We start from the raw sequence: 25,431 nt of genomic DNA on the forward strand, positions 1-25,431 counted from the left end.
AACAATTTTGATTAAAACACTTTAAAATTAGTCTTTTAAATTTCTATTGTTTTCTGCATCTATTAAATCATAGGATCCTCTTAAATATTTATAGTACTGTGTGATACTATCATATATTTTCATAAATTTATTAAATGCGATGAATAACTCTCTGTCATTTAATTCATCAAAGGAGTATGATTTAGAACAGACCCAATGAAATCTAAATACATCATATTCTCTGGATTTAGGTCCTGCTTTTATTCTATCTGTCTTATCAATTTCAACATAGTCACAGTCAGCATTATCTTCTTTTAGAATTTCAATTAACCTTTTACCTATTTTATTACTTTCCATTGCATTGTTAATCCTGTTTAAATCCTGTGAAATATAGAATTTTATAATTCTTTCATCGCATTGGAAAGTTACACCAAAAATTAAACCGTTTCTATAAAATAGTGAACTTGATATATGATTTAAATTCATGGATAAATTAGGTGTTAATGCGTACTCATCATTTGCATCTGATAGGGATATTCTTAAATCACTTGGTATGCCATTATATGCACGTCTTATTGTTTCAATAAAATCATATTTTATATAAGTTATCATTTCATAACCAAGTAATGTCTGTGGAAATTCCTCTTTTTCTCTCGGATAGTTTTTGAAGATTTCCTCAATATCATCTAGTAAGCTAAACTGTTCTAATTTATCATAGTCAATTAACAGATCATTATAGATATTCAGTACATTATCCAATTCATCTATAATCTCATCTTCTGTAATCTCAATAATCATGTTATGGAATTTGGATATGATATGTACCTCGTCAATATCATCCCAGCAAGAACTTCCATAATAGTTATTTAATTTAATATAGCCTTTAGGCATATCTTTTATGGCATTACTTAATGTTTCAATAATGTCATGACCTACAAATTTAGTTGTATCTTTAAATTTAATCCAGTCATGTGCTATGGAGATTAGAAATCCATTTTCATTAGGTTTGATTTTGATCTTAACATATAAATCTGAATTAATGATCTGTTTATTAATTATTTCAATTGTAGGTTCCATTTCACTATCGATGATTAACACGTCATAGTCATCAAATGTTCCTTCGATTTCGGACTGTATAATATTACACAAATCATCAATCACATCATTAACTGCAGATGTATTGTCATTATTTTGTAGAATTTCTATAATTCCATTAATACAGTCTAAAATCATTTTATAACCTCTTTATATTTTTTAAAAATTAACAATCTATTTAATTTTATAACATCTTAGTTTTTATAGTTTATACTATTTATAAACTAAGACTCAATTTTTATATTCTTTAATATTAATTCCACAAAATGGGCATAGGACGGTATTCTCTTTAACTTTATTACCACATTTTGGACAGTAGGTTCCTAATTTCAATGGTTCTTTGTTCTTTCTATCTTTATGTAATATGGATTCTTTAATCCTTTCAAATTCTTTTAATGACTGGGGGTTCCATTCATTCTCAATTAAAATCTTTTTTGCAAGATATGCCTCTGTCATTGTGTCGAAAGAACCGAATTTTTTATCTCCTTTAACTATTGTGAATTTATTTATTTTATGATTGAATTCTAATTTACCTTCAATCCTGGATTTGTCTATTTTATTATGTTTTATCTGTCCCTTTGGTCTTTTTTCTGGAAAGGGAGGCAAATCCATATTTTCATATTTGTTTTCTAAATCACATTCAACAAGTAAATCATAGTCAAAGTTACAGTAAATTAAACAATCCCTTTCATATAATGCATCACTTAATTTACTAAATTCTCCATAATCTTTATTTTTGTGTTTTATTCGATAATGGTCTCCTACACGGACAATATTCCTATAAAAGTATCTAATATCGATTTCTTTAATAGAATCCCCTCCATACCATTATCTATTTAAAATATTTCTTCTTAAAAAACAGTTTATTTGTAAGTATTTCTTTGATTTTTTTATTTAATAAAGTTTATTAACTTTACAAATTCATTAACTGTTAAACTTTAATTCTATTTTTTTTGCTTATTTCATTTATTGTAAATTTATTTAGTGCCTATATTATTTTTTATTTTAAAAAAATTATTATATACTTTTAAATAAATTATTATTCATGTTAACAATAGAAAATGGATTGGTTTTAAAGGGTTCTAATCTTGATCCTGTTTATGAAAATATATTAATAGATGATGGAGTGATTATAGAAATCTCTAAAGAGGTTAAAGAAGGTAGGACAATAGACGCCTCTGGTTGTATTGTATCTCCTAGTTTTCTAAATGCCCATGTTCATATTGGTGATTCCATTATTAAAGATGAAGGTGATGGTTTAAGTTTAAGTCAGATGGTTAAACCTCCAAATGGTATTAAGCATAAGGCTTTGGAAAATGCAGAACCTGAGGATATTGTTCAGGCTATGAAATCATCTATGAAGGATATGCTTTCAAGTGGAACCACCCACTTTATTGATTATAGGGAAGGTGGAGTCGAAGGTGTGAAATTACTTCGAAAGGCTTCTTGCAATCTTCCAATAAATCCGATTATTTTGGGAAGGGATAATAGTTTCTATGGTGAAGATCCTGATATGAATCTTGTAAAAAGACAGTTACATAAACTCTTAAAATATGGTGACGGTGTAGGTTTAAGTGGTTTTGGTGAGATATCCGCTGAAGTTTCAGAGTTAATATCCTCGGAGTGTGCTAAACATAATAAGATATCCTCAATACATACTGCAGAGTCTATAAATGCTCAAAATAAATCGATTGAAAAAACAGGTTTAAGTGAGATTCAAAGGGCTGTGGATTCTTCTCTAGATCAGGTTGTTCATTGTACTAATCCTGTTGGTGATGATATTAAACATCTAAAAGAATTTAATACATCTGTGGTTTTATGTCCTAGGGCAAATGCCACATTGAATGTTGGGATACCTCCAATAGATGATGTCCTATGTGAGAATATTCATCCACTTATCGGGTCTGATAATATAATGTTGAATGCTCCAAATATAATGAGGGATTTGGAATTTTCACTAAAACTAGCAAGAGCATATTATAGGAAATATTTCAATCCAAAATTTTTCTTTGAAATGGCAACAACAAATATTTATAAATCTAAAAAGACTAATCCCCGTTTATATGATGTAGTAGGTAAAACTGTTATTGAGGAAGGTAGTTCTCCACAGTTAACAATTTTAAGGAAACTATCAAAAAACCCTTATTTAAGTATAATTAATAGGACTGAAACAAAAAATATATTATATGTAATGAATAAAAATACACTTGTAGATTATAGTAATAATCAAAATTATAATGATTAATTAAATTTTCTTTAAAAAATGATAGATTATAGAAAATTTTTTTTAATTATCAATTAAAAATTATTTCACATAATAACTTAAATCTAAGTTGTTTTATGGATATATGGGATAAAAGGGTAAATGTAATATGATTTCCATATATTTTTTGATTTATAGTACCCGTTATTTAATTTATATATTTCAAGGAGATTTAAAAATGTACAAAAAAATATTATTACCTACTGATGGTTCAAAATATTCTGAGAATGCAGAACAACATGCACTTTTCCTAGCTGAAAAATCAGGTGCTGAAATTATTGCATTAAGTGTAATTGAAAATGGTTTTTCAATAGGTCTTCCATCAGATGATACTATTTATGAAATAAATCAAATGCTCAAAGAAGAAACTAAACAAAATCTTAAAAGAGTTGAAGAGATTAGAGATGAAGTTGATAGTAGTATTAAAGTAACTAGTTTAGTTAAAGAGGGATCTCCTGCTGCAGTAATTTTAGATGTTGCTGAAGATGAAGATGTTGATTTAATTGTTATAGGTAGTTCAGGTAAAACTGGATTTGATAGATTTTTAATGGGTAGTGTAGCATCTAAAGTTGTTAAATCAGCTAAATGCTCAGTACTTGTTGTAAATTAAATCTTTAATTTTTAATAATTTATAATTTAATTGAAAAAATAGTTATCTATTAAAATTACTGGATATCTACAATTTGTAATTAAGTTTATAAATTAATTATTCGAAGATATTAAAAATTAATTATTGATTGATTTAATATTATTTTATGATTAATCTTCTATTTTTTTAATTTCGATAATTTATTTTAAAACTTATAAAATATTTTATTAAATTAACTAAAAAATGGTGGAATTATGTTAATAAAAAGAATAGTGTCTAAAAACGTTGTAAGCGTTTCTGTTCCAGGTAATAGACATAAAGCTTTAGAATTAATGAAAAAAGAAGATGTTTCTGTTGTACCTGTAACTAAAGGAGATACTAAAAAAGTTATTGGAATATTAACTCGTTCTGATTTAATTAATAATCCTGACGAGGAACAAATTGCTCTTTTAATGAGTAGAAAATTGGTAACTGCAAAACCAAATGAGGAAGTAAGTGTAGTTGCTAAGAGAATGTTAGATAATAATGTTAGAAGAGTTCCTGTTGTAAATGATGATGATGAACTCGTAGGTATTATAACAAGCTATGATCTTGTAACCTCAGCACTTGCAAAATTGGATGTTTCAATTCCAGTTGAAGATTTCATGATTACTAATGTTCCAACTACTTGGGATGAGGCACCATTAAATGTGGCTTTTGAATCAATGAAATTCTTTGGTTTAAAATCTATTTTAGCTTTAAACAGTAATTGTAAATTAACTGGTATATTGACCGAGACAGACTTTATTGCAGAAAGTGAAATTATCTCTGAAAGAACTGAGCATAGTTCTACAGTAGGTACTGAAGGAGATAAATGGTCATGGGATAGTACCTCAATATTATACATTGAGAAAAACCATCTTAAATTTACAAATAAACTTGTAAAAGATGTTGCAACCTCAAATGTTGCAACTGCAAATTCAAAAACAAAAGTATCTGATTGTGCTAAAAAAATGAAAGAATTAAACATTGAACAGATTCCTGTTACTGATGTTGATGGTGAAATCTTAGGTCTTGTTCGTGCTAGTGACTTAATGAAAGCACTTATTGATGCAGAATAGACCATCTCTTATTCTTTTATTTTTTTATCAAATTATTTCTTTGTTTTAATTTTTTTAACTTTTTTTATTGTTTCAAATTAGTATTGTTTAAATTTAATAAAAACAAATATTATTATTAACTAACTTTTTATTTTTATTAAGTGAATTTATAAAAAAATGATTTAACGGAGTAATGATATGTCATCTGAACCGATTTTGGTAATTAGAACAAGTCAAAGGAAAATTATTATTAGAGCTCGTATTGAAGATGATTATGTTGAAAATGAAATTCTTTTAAGTCCTATTTTAGCAATGTATAGAAGAAATAATGATAATATTATTAAAAATTTCTTGGATCTTTTTGAATCTTCTGTTAAAAGAACTATAAATGAATTTATACCTCATAAAACTTTAAATATGGATTACAATGTAATTGCAGATGATGATTTAGATAATGCTACACAATTATCTGTTAATGTAACTAATATTGAAGCAGATAATCTAAAATTCCGTATTGATGGTGGAGAATTTACTATCTTTAATTTAAATCCCGAAAGAAATGAGAAAGTTCCATATGATAATAATATTAGTAGGGTCTTACTTACTCCAGATATTGTTTTAAAAAAATATAAAGAGCTTTATGATAAGCGCCAAATAGATTTAAAAAAACCTAAAAGACAATATGTTGGTGAGGATTACAGTCCTGAGGACTTAAACTAAAACATTTTCTATTTTTAATTTTTCTTTTCTAATTTAATTTAATCTAATTATTATTGTTTTTAATTGGATAGGGAAATTTCTTATAAAATTAATATATTAAATATTTCCTTTTAACTTAGTTGATTACAGAAATTTCTTATAAAATTTGTATATTAAAGCTTTCTTTTTCTGTTTAGTTTAATTTTTATATCATTTTTAATTGAATATATGAAATTGGCTAAATTCAATTGGTATAATTAAAACTATGCTTAAAAATAGGTTTAAAAAATTGGTTTTATAAATGATTCTAAAAATTAGATTTAAGAATTCAATTATTATAGTTAAAAGCAATTATTAAAAATTAGATTTAAGAATTCAATTATTATAGTTAAAAGCAATTATTAAAAATTAGATTTAAGAATTTGATTTTTATCTTTGGAGATAATTAAATATGAAAAAATAATTTATAATGTCTTTTTTATTGGTATTTAATGGATAATCTTATTAAAAAAATAAATAAAGAAGTTATAAAACATATTTATTTTTTTAAACAGTTCTTCTAATCAATTTAAGAATTTTAATTGCAAAATCTTCTCCTTTATCAATATCAACATTGTCTATAATGATTTTACCGTTTTTTGAAATGCTTATGTCTACATCTTCATTGCTGAATAGGATAAGACCACGATCATCGAAGTATTCAACATCACTAAATTCCTTGGATAAATGATTGATTGTCTCTTCAATATCTATTTCATAGGGAAGATTCTTTGTAAACATTACCTTATTATTCTTTGCTTGACATCCCCTATAGGTGTAAAGTTTCTCGTCATTATCTTTAATTTCGGTAATATTTATTCCAATCTTTTTAAATCCTATTGCTTTAAATTCATCCTCTATTAATTGTAATGTTTCAACATTTAATAATGGCTCAATATTATCAGTTTCAATAATAGCATAACTATTAAGTTTCCGAACTTTTACAATATCATTTTTTGTAATGTTTTCAACAATCTTTTCAGCAGTATTTATTCTATTAATTAAATTTCTAGTAATTGGTTTATTGGTTTCAATTCTAGTTGCAAGACATGTGGTTGATTTATTGTATTCTATATTATGTTCTTTTAGGAATCTATGCACATCTCTTGTTTCAAATCCTGCATCTATTAAAGGACTTTCAATATTATATTCATATTTTGCTATAATTCCTGGTCTGTCCTCTAAAAAGTCACTGATATTGTTTCCGTCAATTACATAGTCAAGGTTATTTTCCTCTGCAAGCTTTTTAATTGAGGAATATATTTTATTTCTACAGATTAGACATCTTTTTTCATTATTTTTACAGAACTCATCATCTCTGATAAACTTATCTTTAACTATAATCTGTTTAAGGTTGAATTTATCTGCTTGTTCTTTACTTTTTCTAATAAAATCCTTTGGGAATAAACCATTATCAAAGGTGAAAAGGATAATTTCTTTACAAAGGTTTGCCCCGACATATGCAAGTAAACTACTGTCTGATCCTCCAGAAAAGCATAACGCTACCTTTTTATCTTTTAAACTTTCTTCTAATTTCTTAACTTTTTCTCCATATTCCATTGTATCACACAATACTTTTATTACGATTTTTAAATGGTTTATTGCTTTTATATAAATATTTAATAATTGTATATTTTTTTTAATTGTTTTTATATTATTTAATAAATTTTACTCAATTTCTAAATAATTTCAATATTTTCTATATTTTAAGACATTATTTGTATGCTATTTTCTTAATATATTTCAATACCTCTTTGGCATCTTGGGTTTTAATGTTTTCATGGGAATTGATATATCTTATAAGTTTATTCATCTTATCTTCGGGGAGATCTGATTTTTTAAAGATATTCGGATAGTTTCTATGGGGATAATAGATTTCTTTTGCTATTTCATGTATCTTTTCACCTTCCTCTTCTATGATTATTCCAGAGGAGATAGCCCCCTTAAGTTTATAGTCAATATTAACCAATGCCTCTGATAATGGTCTATATGTTTTAGGGTCTAATATTACGGCAACATCATCATCAGATTTGATATTTCCATTTTTATATTCGTTATAAACAAAACCTACACCTATCATTCCAAGACTGTCAAGTTCTGATGCTCTTAAAGCACCCATACTAGATCCACCAACAACGGTTATCCCTTCATTCAGTGCTTCCATAATTTCTTTATGTGCTACTGCAGGTGCTGAGTGAAATTGCCCATCTATTATGCCAATAATATCGGGTTTTTCCTCTTCTTTAAGAATTTTAAATATGTCCCCTCTTTTAACGGGAGGCCTATAATCTGCATCAAGTATTTGGCTTGCATCATCAAAACTTAAGGATAATCCTGTAAAAACTATAATCCTTTTATTATTCTCCATTTTATTACATCCAATAAAAATTATTTAAAAATCTAATAAATTTAAATAAATAATAAAACAATTGTTATATATATTTATTTTTATTAAATTTATATATTTTTATTATTTCTTTTTAATCTTTAAGATTAAATAATATTTCTTATTAAACTTAAAAAATTTATTATTTTTATGATGTTTTTAAAGTTTGGCTATAAAAATAGATGTTTTATTAAGTTTTAAAAAAATAGGTAAAAAATAGGTGTTTTTAGATTCTTTAAAGGAATTTTTTATATCTGGTACCTAGTCTATCCTGGTCTAGTGTATAAAGTTCTGCACCAGGAATTACAACACGGCAAGCATTAATATTAATTTCAGGTCTTGTTAAATCGTCAAACAATATTTTATCAAAACCACTTTCAATTAGATGACTTTTACAGATTTCAATATCCTCTTTAAGTGATGAATTACCACTTAAATCATTCATATCCTCTATTGAAATCTTGTTTTCCTCTTCTTTATAATAGATGCTATTGATTTTTTTCATGCGGTCATAACCTGCTTTACGCATGAAATTTGCCCTTGTAGTATCCTCCCTTGTACCATGTATCTGTGTTGCTCTACTTTGTGCAACCTCCGTTAATGCACGTATGATTGCTATATTCGGATCAAGATGTGTTCCAACACCTAAACATAAAAGGGCAGGATCTTTCAGTGAATCATCATCACTTGATGCTGTAACGGTTGGAACATTAATGTCACTTGTAACATCCATTAATTTAATGTTAATGTTCTGTTTGTTAAATTTGTCAAGTAATTCTTGTATGATTGGGTTTTCTATACTATCTGTATCAATCTGCCTTTTATTTTTATGGACTATTTCAAACAGACTCCATGCATCCCTTTCAATAACCTCAAAGATTCCGTGAAGTACGGCCTCTTCAATGACATTTCCAGATGCAAGTCCGTTGGTGTTTCCTTTAAACAGTGGTGTTGCACTTTTATTTGATGGGATATATGGGTGGAAAACTGCGTTTGCAGGTATGTAATACTCCTCCTCACTTACAATATCAATACAAGGATACCATTCAAGGGTTGTAACAGATAGAATGTCATCGGTAATGTTGTTCGGTAGATATAGGCTTTTAGGGTCAATGAATTTTTCACCTTTCATGTCTTCAATGGAAGATACTATGATCTTTTCCTTATCTGTCTCTTGCATCTCGGCGGAATATCTCTCAAATCCCTCCATCATTGCAGATGCTTCAGCTTGATCTTTATTTGCACCCTTTCCTGCATATACACTCACTGCTCCAGATTGTGCAGTAGGTCTGATTGCTGAGAAGACAGGTATTCCCACCCTATCTAAACCAGTAATATCTGTAATTCTAGTAATGCCCGCTGTTTTAAGTTTATCTTCATTTTTTTTAAGTGTTTCTGAGGGTTCACAAACTCTATGGCCTGTTTTAAAATATTTCAATTTAACATCTGAAAACATTAATTTACCACCAATTTTATATTATGTTTATTATGATTTTTTTAAGATTTAAAATATTTTATTGAGTTTTAAAATTAGTTGTGAAGTAGGCATGTCCACAATTGAAAAATAAAAAAAAGAAATGTAAGAATAATTCTTTTACATTTTTTGTGTTTTAATAAAATTACATTAATAAATTAAGAAGTCCACCATTATATGTATAGTATACAAGTATTCCTGCAAATGCTGTAATTATAAGCCATACTAACGGATTCCAATTAAACACCTTTCTACCATCAAGCATACTTATAGGTATTAAGTTGAACAATGCAAGGAAACTGTTGGTTGAAAATCCTAAAAAACTAATTGATTGGATAATTGAAGTTCCAACTGTATATGGACCAAATATCGCTCCGGCATTAAGTAATATTCCTAAAAATATTAATGCAAGTATAATGTTTGTAAGGGGTCCTACAATGGAGATTATTCCATTTTCCTTATTACTCATATAGTCTCCATAGATATATACTGCTCCAGGAGCCGCAAATATGAATCCGAAAAATGAGGTTATAAGTGAAAACACCAAACCTGGAATCCATAATTTAAATTCCGCCCAGTAACCATAATGTAATGCAGCATACTTATGTGCAAGTTCATGTAATATAAAACCTAGACCTACACCAATCATAATCATTGGTAAGATAAAGATTAAAGTACCTGGATTCCTATTGGAATAAAGTATACTAAAACCTAATGAAATAACCAGAAATGATATGATTAAATCAATTGATTCTTTTTTAGTAATATGAAACATAATTTCATATTAGCTTTTTTACTTTATATATTTATACTAATCAAATTCCATTTTATATGGGGGTATATCGTTTAAAATTGGTTATTTGTTATTGTTTTTATAAAAATTTTAATTTGAACTATTTATTTTTATTTTAATTAATTTTTATTATAAATTTTACTAATAATCCAATTATCTTTTATTTATAATAGTTTTAAACAATTATTTATTAATATTTAAATTTTTATAAATTAAATAACTTGTAGTTTTTATTTTAAATAGTTTTTAATAGGTAATTTTTAAAATAATTCTGGATAATATTTTTGTTTGTCATTTAAATTCCTATTAATTCTTTAATTTTTTAATATTTTTTGGATTTCACTTATAAGTTTTAACAAAAATCTTTAATAATGATTTAAATTAAAATTATTATTGATTATGGGTTTTATAATAGGAGATAAAAATGTCAGAATATGAAAGTCCAAGTTCAATTCATTTATCTAATTTGATTAAGAAAACTAAAGAAAAAGGTTATGACGGTTTATTATTAACTGAACCTAACAATATTAAATATTTATCTAACTATGATACTAAAAGCTTTGCTTTTGCTATTTTAAGTGATAATCCTGTTGTTTATGCGACTGAATTAGATTTGGAAAATGCAAAACTTAATTCTCAGATAGAAGTTAGAAAATTTGAATCTTTATCTGCATTAAATGATGATTTGGTTAAGGAAGGTTTAACAAACTTTGCAATTGAGTCAACACTTCCAATTAGTTTATATGAAAAATTTTCTGATAAGTTCTCTGGAAAATTAAATTTAACCATTGATCATTTAATTGAAGATGAGAGAATGGTTAAATCTTATGATGAGATTGTTAAAATTCAAGAAGCAACTAAAATTGCTCAAAAGGCATTTACTGATTTGGATGTTTTATCTAAATATGATTCTGGAGCTAGCGAATGGGAAGTTTCCTATGAATTAGGTCGTTTAATGAGAGATTATGGTGCTGAATCAGAATCATTTGATACAATAGTTACCTCAGGTTCAAATTCATCATTACCTCATGCTGAACCGGAACATAAGGAACTAGAAACACCTATTTTAATTGATTGGGGTGCAAAATATAAGGGATATTGTTCTGATAATACAAGAACTATTGTTTTCAGTGAAAAACAACAAGAAATATTTGATATAGTACTTGAGGCTCATGATAAAACTATTGAATCTATTAAAGAAGGTATGAAAGCCTGTGAAGTAGATAAAATAGCAAGGGATATTATAGCTGAATATGGTTATGGTGATAAATACATTCATAGTACTGGTCATAGTTTAGGTTTGGATATCCATGAGAATCCGAATGTTTCAACAAGAACTGAAACCGTTCTTGAGAAGAACATGTTTATAACTGTTGAACCGGGTATTTACCTTGAGGGAAACTTTGGTGTAAGAGTTGAGGATACGGTTCTTATTGATAAAAAAGCTCATGTTATTGGAGATCTTCCAAGAATTATAATATGAACTCTTTTTTTATCTATTTCTATTTAATTTATGACTTCATTAACACTATATCTTTTCTACTTTTTTATCTATTTCTATTTAATCTAATGAAATCATTCAAAACACTATTTTTTTTAATTACATTTTTTATCTTTTCCATTAAATCGTCTTTATGGTATTTCTACTTCTTTAAATTATAATCTTTATTTAAAACTAGATAATTTTTTAATTAAATTATTTATTTTATGTATGGATAATAATAAATTAAATATCTACTTTAATAACCTATCTATATGGATTTTACAAGTGTTGTTGCAAGGTTTTCTATCTTTCTCGAAGGGCTGTTAAATAGAAAAACTATTAACAACTTACAGGAATTATTGCTTAAAGCAGGTATTAATCTTTATATATGTGATTTTTTAGCTATTCTTCTTTTAATATCTATAGTTCTATTTATTTTAGATTTAATCTTAATATTTTTCTTTAATTTTTCATTCTACTTTTTAATTACAGTTTTTGTTCCCTTTCTGGCTCTTTTTTTATTTATAAATTATAAGATAGAAAAAAGGAGGGATATCATAGAGAAAACATCTGCTGATTTCTTAAGACAGTTGGCATCTATGCTTAGGGTAGGTTTAAGTTTTGAGAATGCTATGGAGTATATGTCTGATTATGGTTCTGGTCCATTATATGACGAGATTAGAAGGGCTGTAATAGAGATTAAATTAGGTAATGACTTTGATAAAACATGGATTAAATTAACCAAAAGATTAAATTCTAAGGATTTAAAACATAGTTTTCTAATTATATTGGATAGTAGAAAAAGTGGGGGAAGTATTGCTCAGGTTTTAGATGATTTGTCATATGATATACGGGAGATGTGTGTCCTTAAATCTGAAAGGGAGTCTTCAGTTTCAATGACTATAATGTTTCTGGTTATTTCTGCAGTTATTGCCGCGCCTTTTGCAATGGGTATGGTGAATGTTTATTCTGATTTTGTTGCATCTTTAGGAAAATCTAATAGTTTAATCATGACTGTAAGAAATATCTTAGGATTATACACAATAATCCATTCGTTTCTAGTTGGTTTAATTATAAGTGTAATAAAGTATGGTCATTTTAGAAAGTTTTTACAATATTCTATACCTCTGACTTTTGTTGGATATTCTGTATTCTATTTGATCAGTAACTTTGGTGTAGGTTTCTTAAGTTTTACAGTATAGTAAAGAGTTACTTCTAAATCATTTTGTTTTTCCTGATTTTACAGTTTTAAGATGTGATTTTATATTAGAAAATCCTTGAGAAATTAGAACTTCATTAATATGTTATTTCGTTAAAATGTTTGGGGAATTGGAATTTTGTTAATATGTTCTTTATGTTGAAGATATGGGGGAATTGGAATTTTACTGATGTGATTGTTATGTTAAATAAAATCTTTGATGAATTAAATAGTCAGGTATCTTCCGAACTTATTTTATTAATTGGTGGAATTTTAGTTATTGTACTGATTACCATTAATCTTTATAAAAATTATATGTTTAACACATATCACAGTTTAAATAATTCCGAGATTTCGGATTTTAACCAATCAATAAATAAATTATCTGGAAGATTTAAGAATTTCTAATATTTTTGAAGTTTAAGAAAATATTTAATATTATGATTTTAATAATGAAAAATAATAAAAATTGAATTAAAATTATTGGGAAGTCTTATTTATGGAAATCTTAATCAACGGTAAATATGTCACTAAGGAAGAAACAATGGATGTAATAAATCCATATGATAATTCTGTAGTTGATAGTATATCGATTGCCGATAAAAATGATGTGTTAGATGCAGTTGAAGCTGCTAATAATGCAAAATCTAAAATTAATGAATTTTCATCAAGAAAAGTATCTAATTTATTATATGATGCATATGATGATTTAAAAGCTGAGAAGGATAAGATTGCAAAAATCATTACACAGGAAACAGGTAAACCAATTTCCGGTTCCAATTTTGAAATGGATAGGTCAGTTGAAACCTTAAAGTTTGCAGCTGAAGAGGCTAAAAGAATATATGGTGAAACCGTTCCTTTGGATGCAGGTCTTGGTGGTAAAGGTTTCTATGGATTTACAAGAAAGATACCTTTAGGTGTGGTTGCAGCTATCACTCCTTTCAATTATCCGGTTAACCTTGCAATTCATAAAGTAGCACCTGCAATTGCAGCTAAAAATACTGTAATCTTAAAACCTTCAAGAGAGGCTCCACTATCAGGACTTATGCTTGCCGACATTATTGCAAGACATTTTCCAGATGGTGTTATAAATACTATTACAGGTTTGGGAGAGGAGATTGGTGATGCTTTAGTAAGTAATGATGATGTTGATAAAGTATCATTTACAGGTAGTGTTCCGACAGGATTATCCATAGCCAATTCATCAGGTATGAAGAAGCTTACATTGGAACTTGGAGGAAATGATCCCGTAATTGTTCTTGATGATGCGGATATTGATAAGGCAGTAAGAGGTGTTGTAAATGGAGCATACCTTTTCTCAGGTCAAGTATGTATGGGGGTTAAAAGGGTTATTGTAGATAAACATGTTATTGGTGAATTTACAGATAAACTTGTAGCCGAGACCCAAAAACTTAAAGTAGGCGATCCTATGGATAAAGATACTGATATTGGACCACTTATAAATAATACTGCAGTTAAAATGGTTGAGGAATCTGTAAACAATGCAGTTGAAAATGGTGCAGAGATTGTATGTGGTGGAAAAATTAAGGATAATTTCTATTGGCCTACCGTTTTAAGCAATGTAAATCCTGAAATGGATCTTGTTAAAAATGAAACATTCGGTCCAATTGCTCCTATTATTGAGGCTGATGGTGTTGATGAAGCTATTTCAATTGCAAATGATACCCGTTATGGTCTACAAGCAGGTGTATTTACAGAAAATATTCATAGTGCACTTAAATGTACTGAGGAGATTGAGGCAGGCTCTGTATTTGTAAATAAACAATCAACATTTAGAACAGATAACATGCCATTCGGTGGATTTAAATATAGCGGTACTGGTAAGGAAGGAGTAAAATATGCAGTAGAGGAAATGTGTAAAACTAAACTCATTGGTTTAAATTTACGCTAATTTCTATTTTTTTTAATTTTTTGTTAAAACTAGTTTTATTTTCTTTTAGATTTTGAAATCGTTTTTTAATTAATCTTAAAATAGCTTTCTAATTTTATATTCTAAATATAACTATTAGTAAAATAATAGGTTTTTTTTTTATTTGTTTTAATTTATTTGTAAAAATAGGTTTTTTAATGTTATAATATTGGAACTATTAGTAAAATAATATGTTTTTAATTGATTTTAGCTTATTATTGAAAATGGTTCTATTTTAATATAATTTCATTGTCCTAAATATAATATTTTGAAATATAAAAAATAGTGTGTTGGTTTTTAAAATAAAAAATAAAAAAATTAAATTTAAGATTCATATGACTTCTTTTCAGGTCTTCCTGCTATTGAAAGTATAATTACAAGAATACATAATATTATTCCAAGTATTGCAACATAATGTAATCCTGCAGTTAATTCTTGAGCAGCAACACCAAATAATGTTTCCTGTTCAAGTGTTTTTGAGGATACTGCATAGGATAATATTAAACCACCGTAACATACAGCGAAACTAATACCTAAACTTCTTGAAGTAGGAATAACTCCAGAAGCAGTTCCTGCATATTTCTCTGGAACTGAAACCATTATCGCTTTATTAATTGGTGATTGTAGTAAACCACATCCAAGACCATATACTGCAAATACTATAAATATCTCAAGTCCATGGCTTAAGTTAGTTGTAAATGTGATTAGTACCAATGAAATTATACAGATAATATTTCCAATTACAGTTGGAAGCACAACTCCTTTTTTATCTGTAATCATTCCACTTATAGGTGCTATAAATATCATAATAAGTGGTGCTGCACTAAGTACTACACCTACCATTCCAGGTCCGTCATGTACTACCTTTTCTAAAAAGTATGGAATGGAATAAATAAGCAAATACTCTGCTATATATGCAAGGTGAAGATTAATTGTATTTGCTGTAAATGTTTTATTTCTAAATAAATGAAGATTAATTAACGGATCTACAGCAGTTTGTTCTGATTTAATAAATCCTAAAACAGAAATTGCAGTTAATACTGCACCAATAATCGCATATAAGAAATATCTATCCTCAATAAAGTTTAAAGTTCCAATTACAAATAATATTGAAAAGAAGGCGGTGGTTAATCCTTTTATGTCCCAAATAATTCTCATTCTTTCAATTTTATCAAGACTATATATTGCTAGTATGAATGTTATAATTCCTAAAGGGACATTGATTAGAAAGATTGCTCTCCAGTCATAGAGTTGCTGTAACAGACCACCAATGGTAGGTCCAATTGCAAGACCTACTGCCGCAGAAACAGAGTATATTCCATAAGCCTTTCCAAGATCCTTTTCTGCAAAAGCCTTTTCTAAAATAACCATTGGACTTGCAAGAAGTAATGCACCAGCAATTCCTTGTAAAAATCTACTTAAAATTAATATGTCTATACTTGGGGATATTGAACACATAATGGATGTTATAATCATTCCAACAACACCTATCTTGAATATCCTATCGTGTCCGTATCCGTCTCCAAGTTTTGATGCAAATAGCGCAAGACCAATAAATGATATAAAGTATCCGGTTACAACTAAACCAGTAAGACCTACACTGGCATTAAAGTATATTCCAATATCTGGAAGGGATACATTAGCAATACTTGTGTTAATACTGGCCATTAAGCATCCTAATGATAATGATAAAAGTATTTTCCATTTATTTGGTGATTCTTCATTATTTGCCATTTATTTTTAGATACTCCTTAAGTTTATTTTTCTATAGGTTATAGTTTGTATTTATGGATATAAATATATGATGAAAATTTTTTAATTAAAATTAAATAAATTTAAAGTTTAAAGAATTTTATAATAGATTTTAATATAAATATTGAAAAACATATATTTTTTAAGAAAATATTTAATGTTTGTTCTATTTTTCTAAAAATGTGTCTATTAAGTTTCTAGTTGTATTTAATGATTCCATTGGAATGCCTTTAGGATTTTTACCAATCTCACCTTGAACGTCTTTTAAAATATTTCCGTCATATCCTAAAAACATAGCTTCTGAAACTTCACCAAAGAATGACTGTGGTGGAAGTATTGATACTCCTACCCTATTTCCTTCTTTAACATTTTTATCATTTGTTATTACCTTTAAGGCTCTTGTTCCAATATTGACATTACACATCATAAGTTTATCTGCATTGGGATGTTTCATTACGCTCATTATTTCTCCTGCTCTAATGTCAATACCAATGATGGGATCATTAATTGGTCCATATGCTAATCTGTTTCTAAGTCCAAGGATTGTATCCAGGAAGAATTTAACTTTTGCAATGTTCTCCTCGGTTTTAGATTTATCGTCTTTAGGTGCTGCATTCATGAATTTATGGTTCCACTCAGGTCCTCCTAAAAATTCTATAATCCTTTCTGCATTTTCCTCAAGCTTGCTAACATCCTCACTGTTTGTTAGGTTATCTCCTTCAAGATATGAATATTTTAATGATTGGAAGGTACTGGTCATATTTTTAGCTTCATCAATAGCTGCTTTTTTATTCCAATTTCCCCTAAAACTTCCAGTTTGAACAGTATTTAAATATAATTCCTGTGACTTTATAGCTATTAAAATTCTATAATCCTTAGATGTATCCCACATAAACAATCTCCTAAATATTTCTAATAAAAATAAATAAACTAATTATATTATAATATTTTTATTTTTTTAAATAGATATACTTTAATATGGTTTTTGTTTTGGTTTTTTGGATTTAGTTTTTTTTAGTATAGATACGTTTTTTATTTACTTTTTATTTGGTTAAGGTATACTTTAATATGGTTTTTGTTTTGGTTTTTTGGATTTAGTTTTTTTTAGTATAGATACGTTTTTTATTTACTTTTTATTTGGTTAGGATAAGTTTATTCTTAAAATATATTTTATAAATTATGGAATTTTTCTATTTTTAAAAATACTGATTAGAAGCATTATTTTCTTAAATTTTTTTATAAAATTATTTATTTTTTCTTTAAAACCATTGTTTATAGGGGATTTTTTGAAATTTATAAATTTATATATGATAAAATATTTATATTAAGAATAAAACATATTATTATTAGTATAAAAAATCATTAAATTTATTATTAAATTTTATAATTTATTCTTATTATTATTGATGTGGTGAAAATATGGTTGAAGTTTCAAGTCTTCGTGATTTAGATATTTATACAGTTCATGGAAAATATGTTGGTAAAGTAGAAGATGTTGTTCTTAATATTCGTTTAGGTACTATTTCAAAATTAGTTATTAGAGCTTTAGAACCTCAACATGAAAGACAAGTTGGATTTAGACAAATTATAAGAAGCGGGCTTCAAATGGTACCTGAAGAAGATGAGATGAGATCTTATCAAGAAGGTTTACTTACCATTGGTTTTGATAAAGTTACAGCTATTGGAGATATTATGTTAATCAATACTCCTAATGTAAGGCAACAAATTCCAAATGGTCGTGGACCAAATTCTCAAAGACCAGTTAATCCTGAGACTTCTGAAAATCCGGAACAACCAGGTCCTCAAGTACCAAAACCAGAAGCTCCTAATGCATAATCTTATTATTTTTCATTAAATAATATTTTTATACTTTTTTTTATAGATACTAAATTTTAATTATTTTATCTTAATTGTATTAATAAATAATATTTTTTATTTTAATCTTTAATTTAGCTAAATTTTTTATATACTTTATTGATTTGATAATTTTAGAAGTGATTAGATGATTGTTGGAATACTTGGCTGTGGTGCCATAGCTAATATTATTGTTCAAAACGTAAATACTGATGATACTAATATTGAAATAAAATATTTCTATGATAGAGACGGTGAGAGGGCTGAAAATCTTGCAGATATTGCAGGAGGTATTGCCCTTTTAAAACTAGAAGATATGTTTGGTAAGGTTGATTTAATACTTGAAGCAGCTTCACAAGATTCTGTGAGGGAAAATGCTTTAAAAATCATTGAAAGTGGTACAGATATGATTTCAATGAGTGTAGGTGCATTTATGGATGAGGATTTTAGAAACACTTTAATTGATGCGGCTAAGAAAAATAACACTAAGATATATGCTCCTTCAGGAGCTGTAAGTGGTATTGATGCTATTAAAGCAGCTTCTGTTTTAGGTATTGACAATATCAGATTGACCACCCGTAAATCTCCTAAATCTTTAGGTAAAAATGTGGATGAGGTTGAGGTTTTGTTTGAAGGTAAAGCTTCACAGGCAGTAAAGGAATTTCCAATGAACATTAATGTTGCAGCAGCATTATCCCTTGCATCCGGAAGGGACATTGATGTAAAGATTATTGTAGATCCTGAAGTAACTAGAAATGTCCATGAAGTGGAAGTATGCGGTAAATTTGGACAATTAAAAACAGAAACAATGAATTTCCCGTCTAAGTTAAATCCTAAAACCAGTATGTTGGCAGCTTTATCTGCTATTAAATTACTTAGGAAATTAGACGAGCCATTTGTAATTGGTACATAATACTATAAAATTATTTAAGGTGTTTAAATGAATAATATGAAAGATTTTGAAATTTATTCTAATTTAAAAGTTTCAAAGATTAATCCGGTAATTATTCGCTTGGACGGTCGTAATTTTCATACTTTATCATCAGATTTAAAATTTGAAAAACCATATGATGTACATTTTGCAAAGGCAATGTCTGATGTATGTTTGGATATAGCAAATGAATTTCAACCCTTGTTTATCTATTCCTTCTCAGATGAGATAAATATATTGTTAAATGAACTTCCATTTAATGGTCGTGTTGAGAAATTAGATTCCGTATTTGCAAGTTTCGCATCCTCCTCACTAACATCAAAGCTTATCCGTGAATTCAATATTGATAATGATAAACTATTTAATGAAAATCCATCTTTTAATGATGAATATGAGAGATTTAAACGTAGTTTAGGTATTCAAAATAGTGAAGATACCAATGAAGTTTTAGGTTTTAGAAAACCAATTTCTTTTGATTCAAGGATTGTACCTATATCCCATGAAGAAATCCCGGAATACTTTAAATGGAGACAAAATGAATCCTGGAGAAATTGTATTAATGGTTATGGAATTTGGTCATTAAAGAGAAACTATCCTGCTGATGTAGCTGCCTCAAAATTGTTTGGTTTAAGTTTATCTGATATAATAGATATCCTATCCGATGAAGGAATAGATTTCAATGAAATAGATCTTTGGAAGAAGAGGGGATTTGCTGTTTATAAAAACTTCCACACTATTAAAAAATATGATAAACTAACTGACAGTGAGGTTGTAGAAAGAAGGAGATATCTATATAGGGACTTTAATCTACCAAAATTTGATAGACAATTCTTTGTTAAAAAGGAGATTATTGAAGAAAACCCTTAACTCTACAAAATTCCTCTTTTTATTAAATTTTCACTTTTTTCTATTTTTTATAGGAACATATTTTAGAAATATCTAAAATCTTAATAATTTTTTATATGGTTCTTTCATAACTTTTAAATATCTATTAATTTAAATTATCTATAAATCGTAAGTATGATTTTTATAATATGATTTAATTTTAAATTTAATGATCTTTATTTATTAATAAACTATGGAGAGATATAATGGGTTTAATTTCAAAAATATTAAAATCAGATGATAATGATTCAAACACCTTTAACAGGGTCTGTGTTGATAGAGAAGTTTTGGAATCTGTTATATACTATGCAAAGAAGGCATATCCTCATGAATTTTTATCTATGTTAGATGGTTTAATAAGGGATAATACTCTATATATCACTGGACTAATTTTTATTCCAGGCGAAACCTCTGATACTGGCGCAGTTCTCCATTATGATCAGCTGCCTCCAAACACTAAATTTTATGGTACTGTTCATTCACATCCAGGTCCTAGTGCAATGCCTTCCGATGCTGATTTGGAAATCTTTTCAAAAAGGGGATTTTTCCACATGATTGTAAGATTACCTTATACCATTGAAACCTTTAAAGCATATGATAAGGGAGGTAATCCCATGGATTTTGAAATAGGTGATTACTCCTATCTTAAAGAAGAGGAATTTTCCGATTTCTTTGATGAGGATGATATACTTACAGATGATGATAATTTCTCAGATGAAGAGGAGGAGTTTCTTGAAAGTTTTGATGATATCCATAAAAGAACAGATTATGATGAATTTTCAAAAAATTATAAAAACACTTTTTATATTCCATCACCAGGTCAATCTGATTCTGCTGAAAATCCAATAACTATTAATCCGGAGGATCTCGATGATAATAATGTAATTGAGATTAACGCTAGTGATATTAAACGTGGTATTAATATTAATCTTGAGCCGGGTATGCCGGTTCCTAGAATTGTTATAAAAAATGATCAGGATATTGACTATAAATGTAATAGCGAAGATGATTTTAAGGAAGAGTAATCCTTTCAGTATAGGTATCTAATATTTTTTTTAATTCCCTTTTCCTTTAATATATTTTTTTATTAACTAATTTTGTTTATATTGGTTTCGTATATTTCTTGATTTTTATTAATTGGTTTGTTCTTAATTGATTTTAATTTATTTCTCGATTTTTATTGTTGATTTTCTTTATACCGATCTGTATATCTCTTGATTTTTTATTGATTGGTTTTCATGCTTTAGTTTTATTTCAAGTATGATTCTTAGATTAATAGTGAACTTCTATTTTTCTAATTAGATTTTGTAATTTTTTTATTTACTTTAAATATAATCTTATTTTAATAATAAACTTCTATTTTTAATTATAAATTTCTATTTATATAATTTATTTTCATTTAAATCTAAAAATAATAAACTTAATCATTAGATTTTGGATATTAATTAAAAATGGAACATATTAAAATATTGTTTACTTAGTAAATTATTATAAAATTAGTAATTTTAATTTGCTTGGTATGACATTTTACTTAGCAAGTTATTATATAATTAGTAAAAACTTTAAAAATTAGTAACATGGTTTGTGGATTTAATTGAAATTTAAGTATGTGAAAATAAAAAAAAGAGAAGTTAAAATTATAATTTAATTTTAACTGCATTGTGAACATTGTCGAGAGCAACTAATTTTTCTAAGACATCTTCAGGAATTTCATGATCTACAGTAAGAATCATTACTGCATTTCCGCCAACGGTGTCTCTTCCAATTTGCATTACTCCAACATTAATATTAGCTTCACCTAAAATGGTGCCAATGCTGCCAATGGTTCCAGGTACATCTTTGTATCTAGCAATGAACATGTTTCCTTCAGGTTTTACATCTACCCAGTAACCGTCTACTTTTAGGATTTTTGGTTCAAAGAGAACAGTTCCTTCTGCAGAGAATTCATCAGAATCAGTTTTACCAGTTACTTTAATAAATGAATCGTAACCTTTTGCATCTTTTTTGGAACCTTCGGTTACAGAAATTCCTCTGGATTCTGCTACTGCAGGAGCATTAACGACAGTTACAGGACTGCTTAATATAGGGTTTAAAATACCTTGTAATACAGTTCTTGTGAATATTTCTTTATTGGAAAGTTCACTAATTTCTCCACCATAAATAACTGAGACTTCTTTAATATGTCCGTTAATGGATTGTGAAATGAAACTACCTAATTTTTCACATAATTCTAAGTATTTTGCAGAATCCTTTAATCCAGAATTATCTACTCTAGGCATGTTAATAACATTGTTTGGGGTTTTACCAGCAAATAAATCTGCAATTTCATCAGCAATAATTATTGCTGCTCCTTTTTGAGCTTCTTTGGTGGATGCTGCAATATGTGGAGTACATACGATATTGTCAAGTTCCATTAATTTGCTGTCTTCAGGAGGTTCAGTTTCATATACATCAAGTGCTGCTCCCCCGATTTTATCATTTTTAAGTGCATCATATAATGCATCTTCATCAATGATTCCACCACGAGCACAGTTCATAATAATTGCGTTTTCCTTCATGATCTCAAATTGTTCGGTTGAGATTAAATGGTTAGTTTCAGGAGTAAGTGGTACATGAATAGTAATTACATCTGCGTTTTTAAGTACAGTATCTAAATCGGTTAACTCTACTCCCATGTCTTGTGCTACTTCAGGAGGTAAGTATGGATCATATGCAAGTGCATCCATCTCGAATGCTTGGCATCTTTTTACTACTTGGGAACCGATTCTACCCATTCCAATTACACCAAGGGTTTTACCTTTAAGTTCCATTCCCTTAAATAATTTTTTCTCCCATTTACCTTCTTTGGTAGATTTATCAGCAATTGCAATTTTACGAGCAACAGCTAACATAAGTCCCATGGTATGTTCTGCTACAGTAATTGAAGTTGATTCAGGTGCATTTACAACCATAATACCTTTTTTAGTAGCTGCATCTAAATCCACATTGTCTACACCTACACCTGCTCTTGCAATGATTTTTAAATTTTCAGCAGCTTCAATAACCTCAGCAGTCATTTTGGTTCTACTTCTGATAGCTATTCCATCATATTCCTTAATAGTTTTTAATAAGTCTTCTGGACTAATGGTAGTATCCACTACAACATCAGCGACTTCTTTAAGTCTATCTATACCTTTTTGATCTATTGCATCAGCAACAAGTACTTTCATCCTTTCACCTATATTTTAAAAATTTCTTTATAAGTAATAATATAAAAAATAAGCTCTATTTTATTTAGTTAAACAAAATTCATATTTAAAATAGTATTTAAATATTTGTTTTAATATTAATTTGATAAAATAGTTTTAAATATCATCTTAGATATTTTTAAAAGCCTTTGGCTTTTATTTTAATGAAATATTATCTAATCTACTTTTTTTCTAAGATTTTATTTTATATTATACGTAAAATTTAAATATAATTGAATTTAAAATAATATAAATTAATAGTTTATATTATAAAATAATCTTTGTTATTCTTAATATTTAAATTTTTGATGTTTCTAAACTTTTGGAGTTTAAATTAGTTTTAGCTATTTTTCCTTATTTAAAATACTAAAATCTATTTTAATACCTCGCATTTGGACATTTTTTAAATATTGTTTATAACATGATATTATTTTATAATATTCAAAATTGGTGATATTATGGTTTCTGTAGATGAATTTTTAGTATCAAGTGCAAATTTTTTGCCTGGTTATGAAATAGTTGAAATTAAAGGGTTTGTTTATGGTTTAACAGTTCGTGCCCGTGGTGTTGGTGGAGATATAGGTGCCGGAATCAAAGGTCTCTTTGGTGGTGAGATAAAACAGTATGTTCAGATGATGGAAGAGTCAAGGGAGGAATCCATTGAAAGATGTATTAGTCATGCTAAACAATTAGGTGCTAATGGTATTATATCTGTAAGACTTGATTCTGATTCAATCTCTACAAATATGCAGGAAGTTTTAGCATATGGTACAGCTGTTGTAGCTAAAAAAATAGAATAGTTATACTAATTTTATTGTTTGTCCTTTCTAATTTCCAAACACTTTTTTTTATTTTTACTTTAAAGTTTAATAATAAATTTTAATAATCCTATAATTTAATATTAAACTAAAGATTATATCTAAATTTTTTTTATTAATTTAATTTTTTATGGTGTTGATATTATTTTTAATGATAATATAGTTTTTAATGATGTTGAGATTCCAAAAGCAGTTTTAGGTTATGCACCTATGACCTGTGAGGGATATTTTGGACATAGGACACGGTTATATGAATTGGATATTTATAATAATCCTGAAAAAATAGCATCTATTATTGTAAAAGCATATGAAAAGGGAGTAAGGGCTATGAATATCCCTAATGATTCATGTTTGTTAGATGCAATTGATATTGCTAAAGGTCAAGGTGCAGATATGAAAATAATTGGAACTGTAGGTCATACAGATGTTAATTATCTGGCACCTAATTTTAAAAAAGCAAGAGAAGAGGTTGATTATTTAACAGATATTGAAATATTATCTAACTATGATACCCCTTTAATGCTGGTTGATGATATTCTAGTTGACGGTTATGATTGGGATTATACTGCTAAGGTTTTGGAAGAGATTAAAGATCATAATATAATCCCAGGTATTATCACATCTTATCCTTTTAAAACATCCGGACAATTGGTTGATGATTGCATTGACCTTGATTTATTTGATTTTTATATGGTTCCAGTAAATAAAATAGCATATACAATGGATGTTGATTTCTTTGTAAAAGAGCAGCAGGAAGAGTTAAAAACATTGCTCAATCAAATTAATAAAAAAGTAATTATTTCAAGAATATTGGCCTGTGGTATTCAATCACCTAAAGAGGCCTTTGATTTTTTAGAAAAACTAGATTATGCTGATATGGTAACTGTAAGTGCAGCTTCTGAACGTGAAGCCGATGAGACATTTGGTCTATTATTAAATAAGTAAACTTAAGAAAAG

Annotated in this window: 23 protein-coding genes; 14 read left to right on the top strand and 9 right to left on the bottom strand. The window is 27.7% G+C overall.

Going from position 1 to position 25,431, the window contains the following annotated elements:
* Positions 1-27: 27 nt before the first annotated feature.
* Positions 28-1,212 carry a hypothetical protein gene (locus ON24_RS07370; RefSeq protein ID WP_016358000.1) on the bottom strand — a complete coding sequence of 395 codons (1,185 nt, stop codon included), beginning with the start codon at positions 1,210-1,212 and terminating at the stop codon, positions 28-30.
* A 93-nt stretch (positions 1,213-1,305) separates the two neighbouring features.
* Positions 1,306-1,686, bottom strand: coding sequence for a zinc ribbon domain-containing protein (locus ON24_RS07375; RefSeq protein WP_016358001.1), 381 nt, complete (start codon positions 1,684-1,686; stop codon positions 1,306-1,308).
* Positions 1,687-2,119: 433 nt separating this feature from the next.
* On the opposite strand from ON24_RS07375, the gene ON24_RS07380 reads away from it, so the two are divergent.
* The 4 genes from ON24_RS07380 to ON24_RS07395 all read left to right on the top strand — a co-directional run bounded on the left by ON24_RS07380 (position 2,120) and on the right by ON24_RS07395 (position 5,725).
* The gene (locus ON24_RS07380; protein WP_040682487.1) at positions 2,120-3,319 is read left to right on the top strand and encodes an amidohydrolase family protein; all 1,200 of its coding nucleotides are present in this window, start codon (positions 2,120-2,122) and stop codon (positions 3,317-3,319) included.
* A gap of 196 nt (positions 3,320-3,515) precedes the next feature.
* Positions 3,516-3,947, top strand: a complete 432-nt coding sequence (locus tag ON24_RS07385) for a universal stress protein (RefSeq protein WP_016358003.1) — start codon at positions 3,516-3,518, stop codon at positions 3,945-3,947.
* Positions 3,948-4,180: 233 nt separating this feature from the next.
* On the top strand, positions 4,181-5,026 hold the full coding sequence (locus tag ON24_RS07390; RefSeq protein WP_040682488.1) for a CBS domain-containing protein: 846 nt from the start codon (positions 4,181-4,183) through the stop codon (positions 5,024-5,026).
* Between the two features lie 177 nt (positions 5,027-5,203).
* Positions 5,204-5,725, top strand: a complete 522-nt coding sequence (locus ON24_RS07395; protein ID WP_016358005.1) for a hypothetical protein — start codon at positions 5,204-5,206, stop codon at positions 5,723-5,725.
* 525 nt (positions 5,726-6,250) lie between these two features.
* Here ON24_RS07395 and ON24_RS07400 read toward each other — a convergent pair.
* The 4 genes from ON24_RS07400 to ON24_RS07415 form a co-directional block, all read right to left on the bottom strand.
* Entirely contained in the window at positions 6,251-7,303 is a 1,053-nt protein-coding gene (locus ON24_RS07400) for an adenine nucleotide alpha-hydrolase family protein (RefSeq protein ID WP_040682489.1), read from the bottom strand.
* A gap of 154 nt (positions 7,304-7,457) precedes the next feature.
* Entirely contained in the window at positions 7,458-8,111 is a 654-nt protein-coding gene (locus tag ON24_RS07405) for a TfuA-related McrA-glycine thioamidation protein (protein ID WP_040682490.1), read from the bottom strand.
* Between the two features lie 253 nt (positions 8,112-8,364).
* A complete protein-coding gene (locus ON24_RS07410) occupies positions 8,365-9,585 on the bottom strand; it encodes a YcaO-related McrA-glycine thioamidation protein (RefSeq protein WP_016358008.1) in 1,221 nt (406 codons plus the stop codon).
* Between the two features lie 163 nt (positions 9,586-9,748).
* Positions 9,749-10,378 carry a zinc metalloprotease gene (locus ON24_RS07415; protein WP_040682491.1) on the bottom strand — a complete coding sequence of 210 codons (630 nt, stop codon included), beginning with the start codon at positions 10,376-10,378 and terminating at the stop codon, positions 9,749-9,751.
* Positions 10,379-10,820: 442 nt separating this feature from the next.
* Between ON24_RS07415 and ON24_RS07420 the strand changes: the two genes are divergently transcribed.
* The 4 genes from ON24_RS07420 to ON24_RS07435 all read left to right on the top strand — a co-directional run bounded on the left by ON24_RS07420 (position 10,821) and on the right by ON24_RS07435 (position 14,989).
* Positions 10,821-11,879: a M24 family metallopeptidase gene (locus ON24_RS07420; RefSeq protein ID WP_152411901.1), complete on the top strand. Its 1,059-nt coding sequence runs from the start codon at positions 10,821-10,823 to the stop codon at positions 11,877-11,879.
* Positions 11,880-12,151: 272 nt separating this feature from the next.
* Complete coding sequence (locus ON24_RS07425; protein WP_016358011.1) at positions 12,152-13,081, top strand: type II secretion system F family protein; 930 nt, start codon at positions 12,152-12,154, stop codon at positions 13,079-13,081.
* Between the two features lie 197 nt (positions 13,082-13,278).
* Positions 13,279-13,485 (top strand): hypothetical protein, encoded by a 207-nt coding sequence (locus tag ON24_RS07430; RefSeq protein ID WP_040682493.1) that lies wholly within the window; start codon positions 13,279-13,281, stop codon positions 13,483-13,485.
* 91 nt (positions 13,486-13,576) lie between these two features.
* A complete protein-coding gene (locus ON24_RS07435) occupies positions 13,577-14,989 on the top strand; it encodes a lactaldehyde dehydrogenase (protein WP_040682494.1) in 1,413 nt (470 codons plus the stop codon).
* A 342-nt stretch (positions 14,990-15,331) separates the two neighbouring features.
* On the opposite strand, the gene ON24_RS07440 is transcribed toward ON24_RS07435, so the two are convergent.
* Positions 15,332-16,741, bottom strand: a complete 1,410-nt coding sequence (locus ON24_RS07440; protein ID WP_040682495.1) for an MFS transporter — start codon at positions 16,739-16,741, stop codon at positions 15,332-15,334.
* Positions 16,742-16,925: 184 nt separating this feature from the next.
* Positions 16,926-17,651 carry a tRNA-binding protein gene (locus ON24_RS07445; protein WP_040682496.1) on the bottom strand — a complete coding sequence of 242 codons (726 nt, stop codon included), beginning with the start codon at positions 17,649-17,651 and terminating at the stop codon, positions 16,926-16,928.
* Between the two features lie 527 nt (positions 17,652-18,178).
* On the opposite strand from ON24_RS07445, the gene ON24_RS07450 reads away from it, so the two are divergent.
* The 4 genes from ON24_RS07450 (at position 18,179) to ON24_RS09160 (ending at position 21,454) form a co-directional block, all read left to right on the top strand.
* Entirely contained in the window at positions 18,179-18,595 is a 417-nt protein-coding gene (locus tag ON24_RS07450) for a PRC-barrel domain-containing protein (RefSeq protein ID WP_050553598.1), read from the top strand.
* A gap of 166 nt (positions 18,596-18,761) precedes the next feature.
* Positions 18,762-19,526 (top strand): aspartate dehydrogenase, encoded by a 765-nt coding sequence (locus ON24_RS07455; protein ID WP_016358016.1) that lies wholly within the window; start codon positions 18,762-18,764, stop codon positions 19,524-19,526.
* A gap of 27 nt (positions 19,527-19,553) precedes the next feature.
* Positions 19,554-20,411: a tRNA(His) guanylyltransferase Thg1 family protein gene (locus tag ON24_RS07460; protein WP_050553599.1), complete on the top strand. Its 858-nt coding sequence runs from the start codon at positions 19,554-19,556 to the stop codon at positions 20,409-20,411.
* Positions 20,412-20,635: 224 nt separating this feature from the next.
* Complete coding sequence (locus ON24_RS09160; RefSeq protein WP_016358018.1) at positions 20,636-21,454, top strand: Mov34/MPN/PAD-1 family protein; 819 nt, start codon at positions 20,636-20,638, stop codon at positions 21,452-21,454.
* Positions 21,455-22,066: 612 nt separating this feature from the next.
* On the opposite strand, the gene serA is transcribed toward ON24_RS09160, so the two are convergent.
* The gene (serA, locus tag ON24_RS07470; RefSeq protein WP_040682497.1) at positions 22,067-23,638 is read right to left on the bottom strand and encodes a phosphoglycerate dehydrogenase; all 1,572 of its coding nucleotides are present in this window, start codon (positions 23,636-23,638) and stop codon (positions 22,067-22,069) included.
* 476 nt (positions 23,639-24,114) lie between these two features.
* On the opposite strand from serA, the gene ON24_RS07475 reads away from it, so the two are divergent.
* Positions 24,115-24,456, top strand: coding sequence for a heavy metal-binding domain-containing protein (locus ON24_RS07475; protein WP_016358020.1), 342 nt, complete (start codon positions 24,115-24,117; stop codon positions 24,454-24,456).
* A 228-nt stretch (positions 24,457-24,684) separates the two neighbouring features.
* Entirely contained in the window at positions 24,685-25,419 is a 735-nt protein-coding gene (locus ON24_RS07480) for a hypothetical protein (RefSeq protein WP_050553600.1), read from the top strand.
* Positions 25,420-25,431: the final 12 nt, after the last annotated feature.

This window comes from Methanobrevibacter boviskoreani JH1, from assembly GCF_000320505.1.
GTDB lineage: Archaea > Methanobacteriota > Methanobacteria > Methanobacteriales > Methanobacteriaceae > Methanarmilla > Methanarmilla boviskoreani.

Bases quoted from the DNA above. Each gene is read 5' to 3' on its own strand.
- ON24_RS07430 (WP_040682493.1), top strand. From the start codon at position 13,279: ATGTTAAATAAAATCTTTGATGAATTAAATAGTCAGGTATCTTCCGAA.
- ON24_RS09160 (WP_016358018.1), top strand. From the start codon at position 20,636: ATGGGTTTAATTTCAAAAATATTAAAATCAGATGATAATGATTCAAAC.
- ON24_RS07410 (WP_016358008.1), bottom strand. From the start codon at position 9,585: ATGTTTTCAGATGTTAAATTGAAATATTTTAAAACAGGCCATAGAGTT.
- ON24_RS07405 (WP_040682490.1), bottom strand. From the start codon at position 8,111: ATGGAGAATAATAAAAGGATTATAGTTTTTACAGGATTATCCTTAAGT.
- ON24_RS07425 (WP_016358011.1), top strand. From the start codon at position 12,152: ATGGATTTTACAAGTGTTGTTGCAAGGTTTTCTATCTTTCTCGAAGGG.
- serA (WP_040682497.1), bottom strand. From the start codon at position 23,638: ATGAAAGTACTTGTTGCTGATGCAATAGATCAAAAAGGTATAGATAGA.
- ON24_RS07450 (WP_050553598.1), top strand. From the start codon at position 18,179: ATGGTTGAAGTTTCAAGTCTTCGTGATTTAGATATTTATACAGTTCAT.
- ON24_RS07395 (WP_016358005.1), top strand. From the start codon at position 5,204: ATGTCATCTGAACCGATTTTGGTAATTAGAACAAGTCAAAGGAAAATT.
- ON24_RS07370 (WP_016358000.1), bottom strand. From the start codon at position 1,212: ATGATTTTAGACTGTATTAATGGAATTATAGAAATTCTACAAAATAAT.
- ON24_RS07385 (WP_016358003.1), top strand. From the start codon at position 3,516: ATGTACAAAAAAATATTATTACCTACTGATGGTTCAAAATATTCTGAG.
- ON24_RS07375 (WP_016358001.1), bottom strand. From the start codon at position 1,686: ATGGATTTGCCTCCCTTTCCAGAAAAAAGACCAAAGGGACAGATAAAA.
- ON24_RS07455 (WP_016358016.1), top strand. From the start codon at position 18,762: ATGATTGTTGGAATACTTGGCTGTGGTGCCATAGCTAATATTATTGTT.
- ON24_RS07380 (WP_040682487.1), top strand. From the start codon at position 2,120: ATGTTAACAATAGAAAATGGATTGGTTTTAAAGGGTTCTAATCTTGAT.
- ON24_RS07460 (WP_050553599.1), top strand. From the start codon at position 19,554: ATGAATAATATGAAAGATTTTGAAATTTATTCTAATTTAAAAGTTTCA.
- ON24_RS07435 (WP_040682494.1), top strand. From the start codon at position 13,577: ATGGAAATCTTAATCAACGGTAAATATGTCACTAAGGAAGAAACAATG.
- ON24_RS07400 (WP_040682489.1), bottom strand. From the start codon at position 7,303: ATGGAATATGGAGAAAAAGTTAAGAAATTAGAAGAAAGTTTAAAAGAT.
- ON24_RS07420 (WP_152411901.1), top strand. From the start codon at position 10,821: ATGTCAGAATATGAAAGTCCAAGTTCAATTCATTTATCTAATTTGATT.
- ON24_RS07415 (WP_040682491.1), bottom strand. From the start codon at position 10,378: ATGTTTCATATTACTAAAAAAGAATCAATTGATTTAATCATATCATTT.
- ON24_RS07390 (WP_040682488.1), top strand. From the start codon at position 4,181: ATGTTAATAAAAAGAATAGTGTCTAAAAACGTTGTAAGCGTTTCTGTT.
- ON24_RS07440 (WP_040682495.1), bottom strand. From the start codon at position 16,741: ATGGCAAATAATGAAGAATCACCAAATAAATGGAAAATACTTTTATCA.
- ON24_RS07480 (WP_050553600.1), top strand. From the start codon at position 24,685: ATGACCTGTGAGGGATATTTTGGACATAGGACACGGTTATATGAATTG.
- ON24_RS07475 (WP_016358020.1), top strand. From the start codon at position 24,115: ATGGTTTCTGTAGATGAATTTTTAGTATCAAGTGCAAATTTTTTGCCT.
- ON24_RS07445 (WP_040682496.1), bottom strand. From the start codon at position 17,651: ATGTGGGATACATCTAAGGATTATAGAATTTTAATAGCTATAAAGTCA.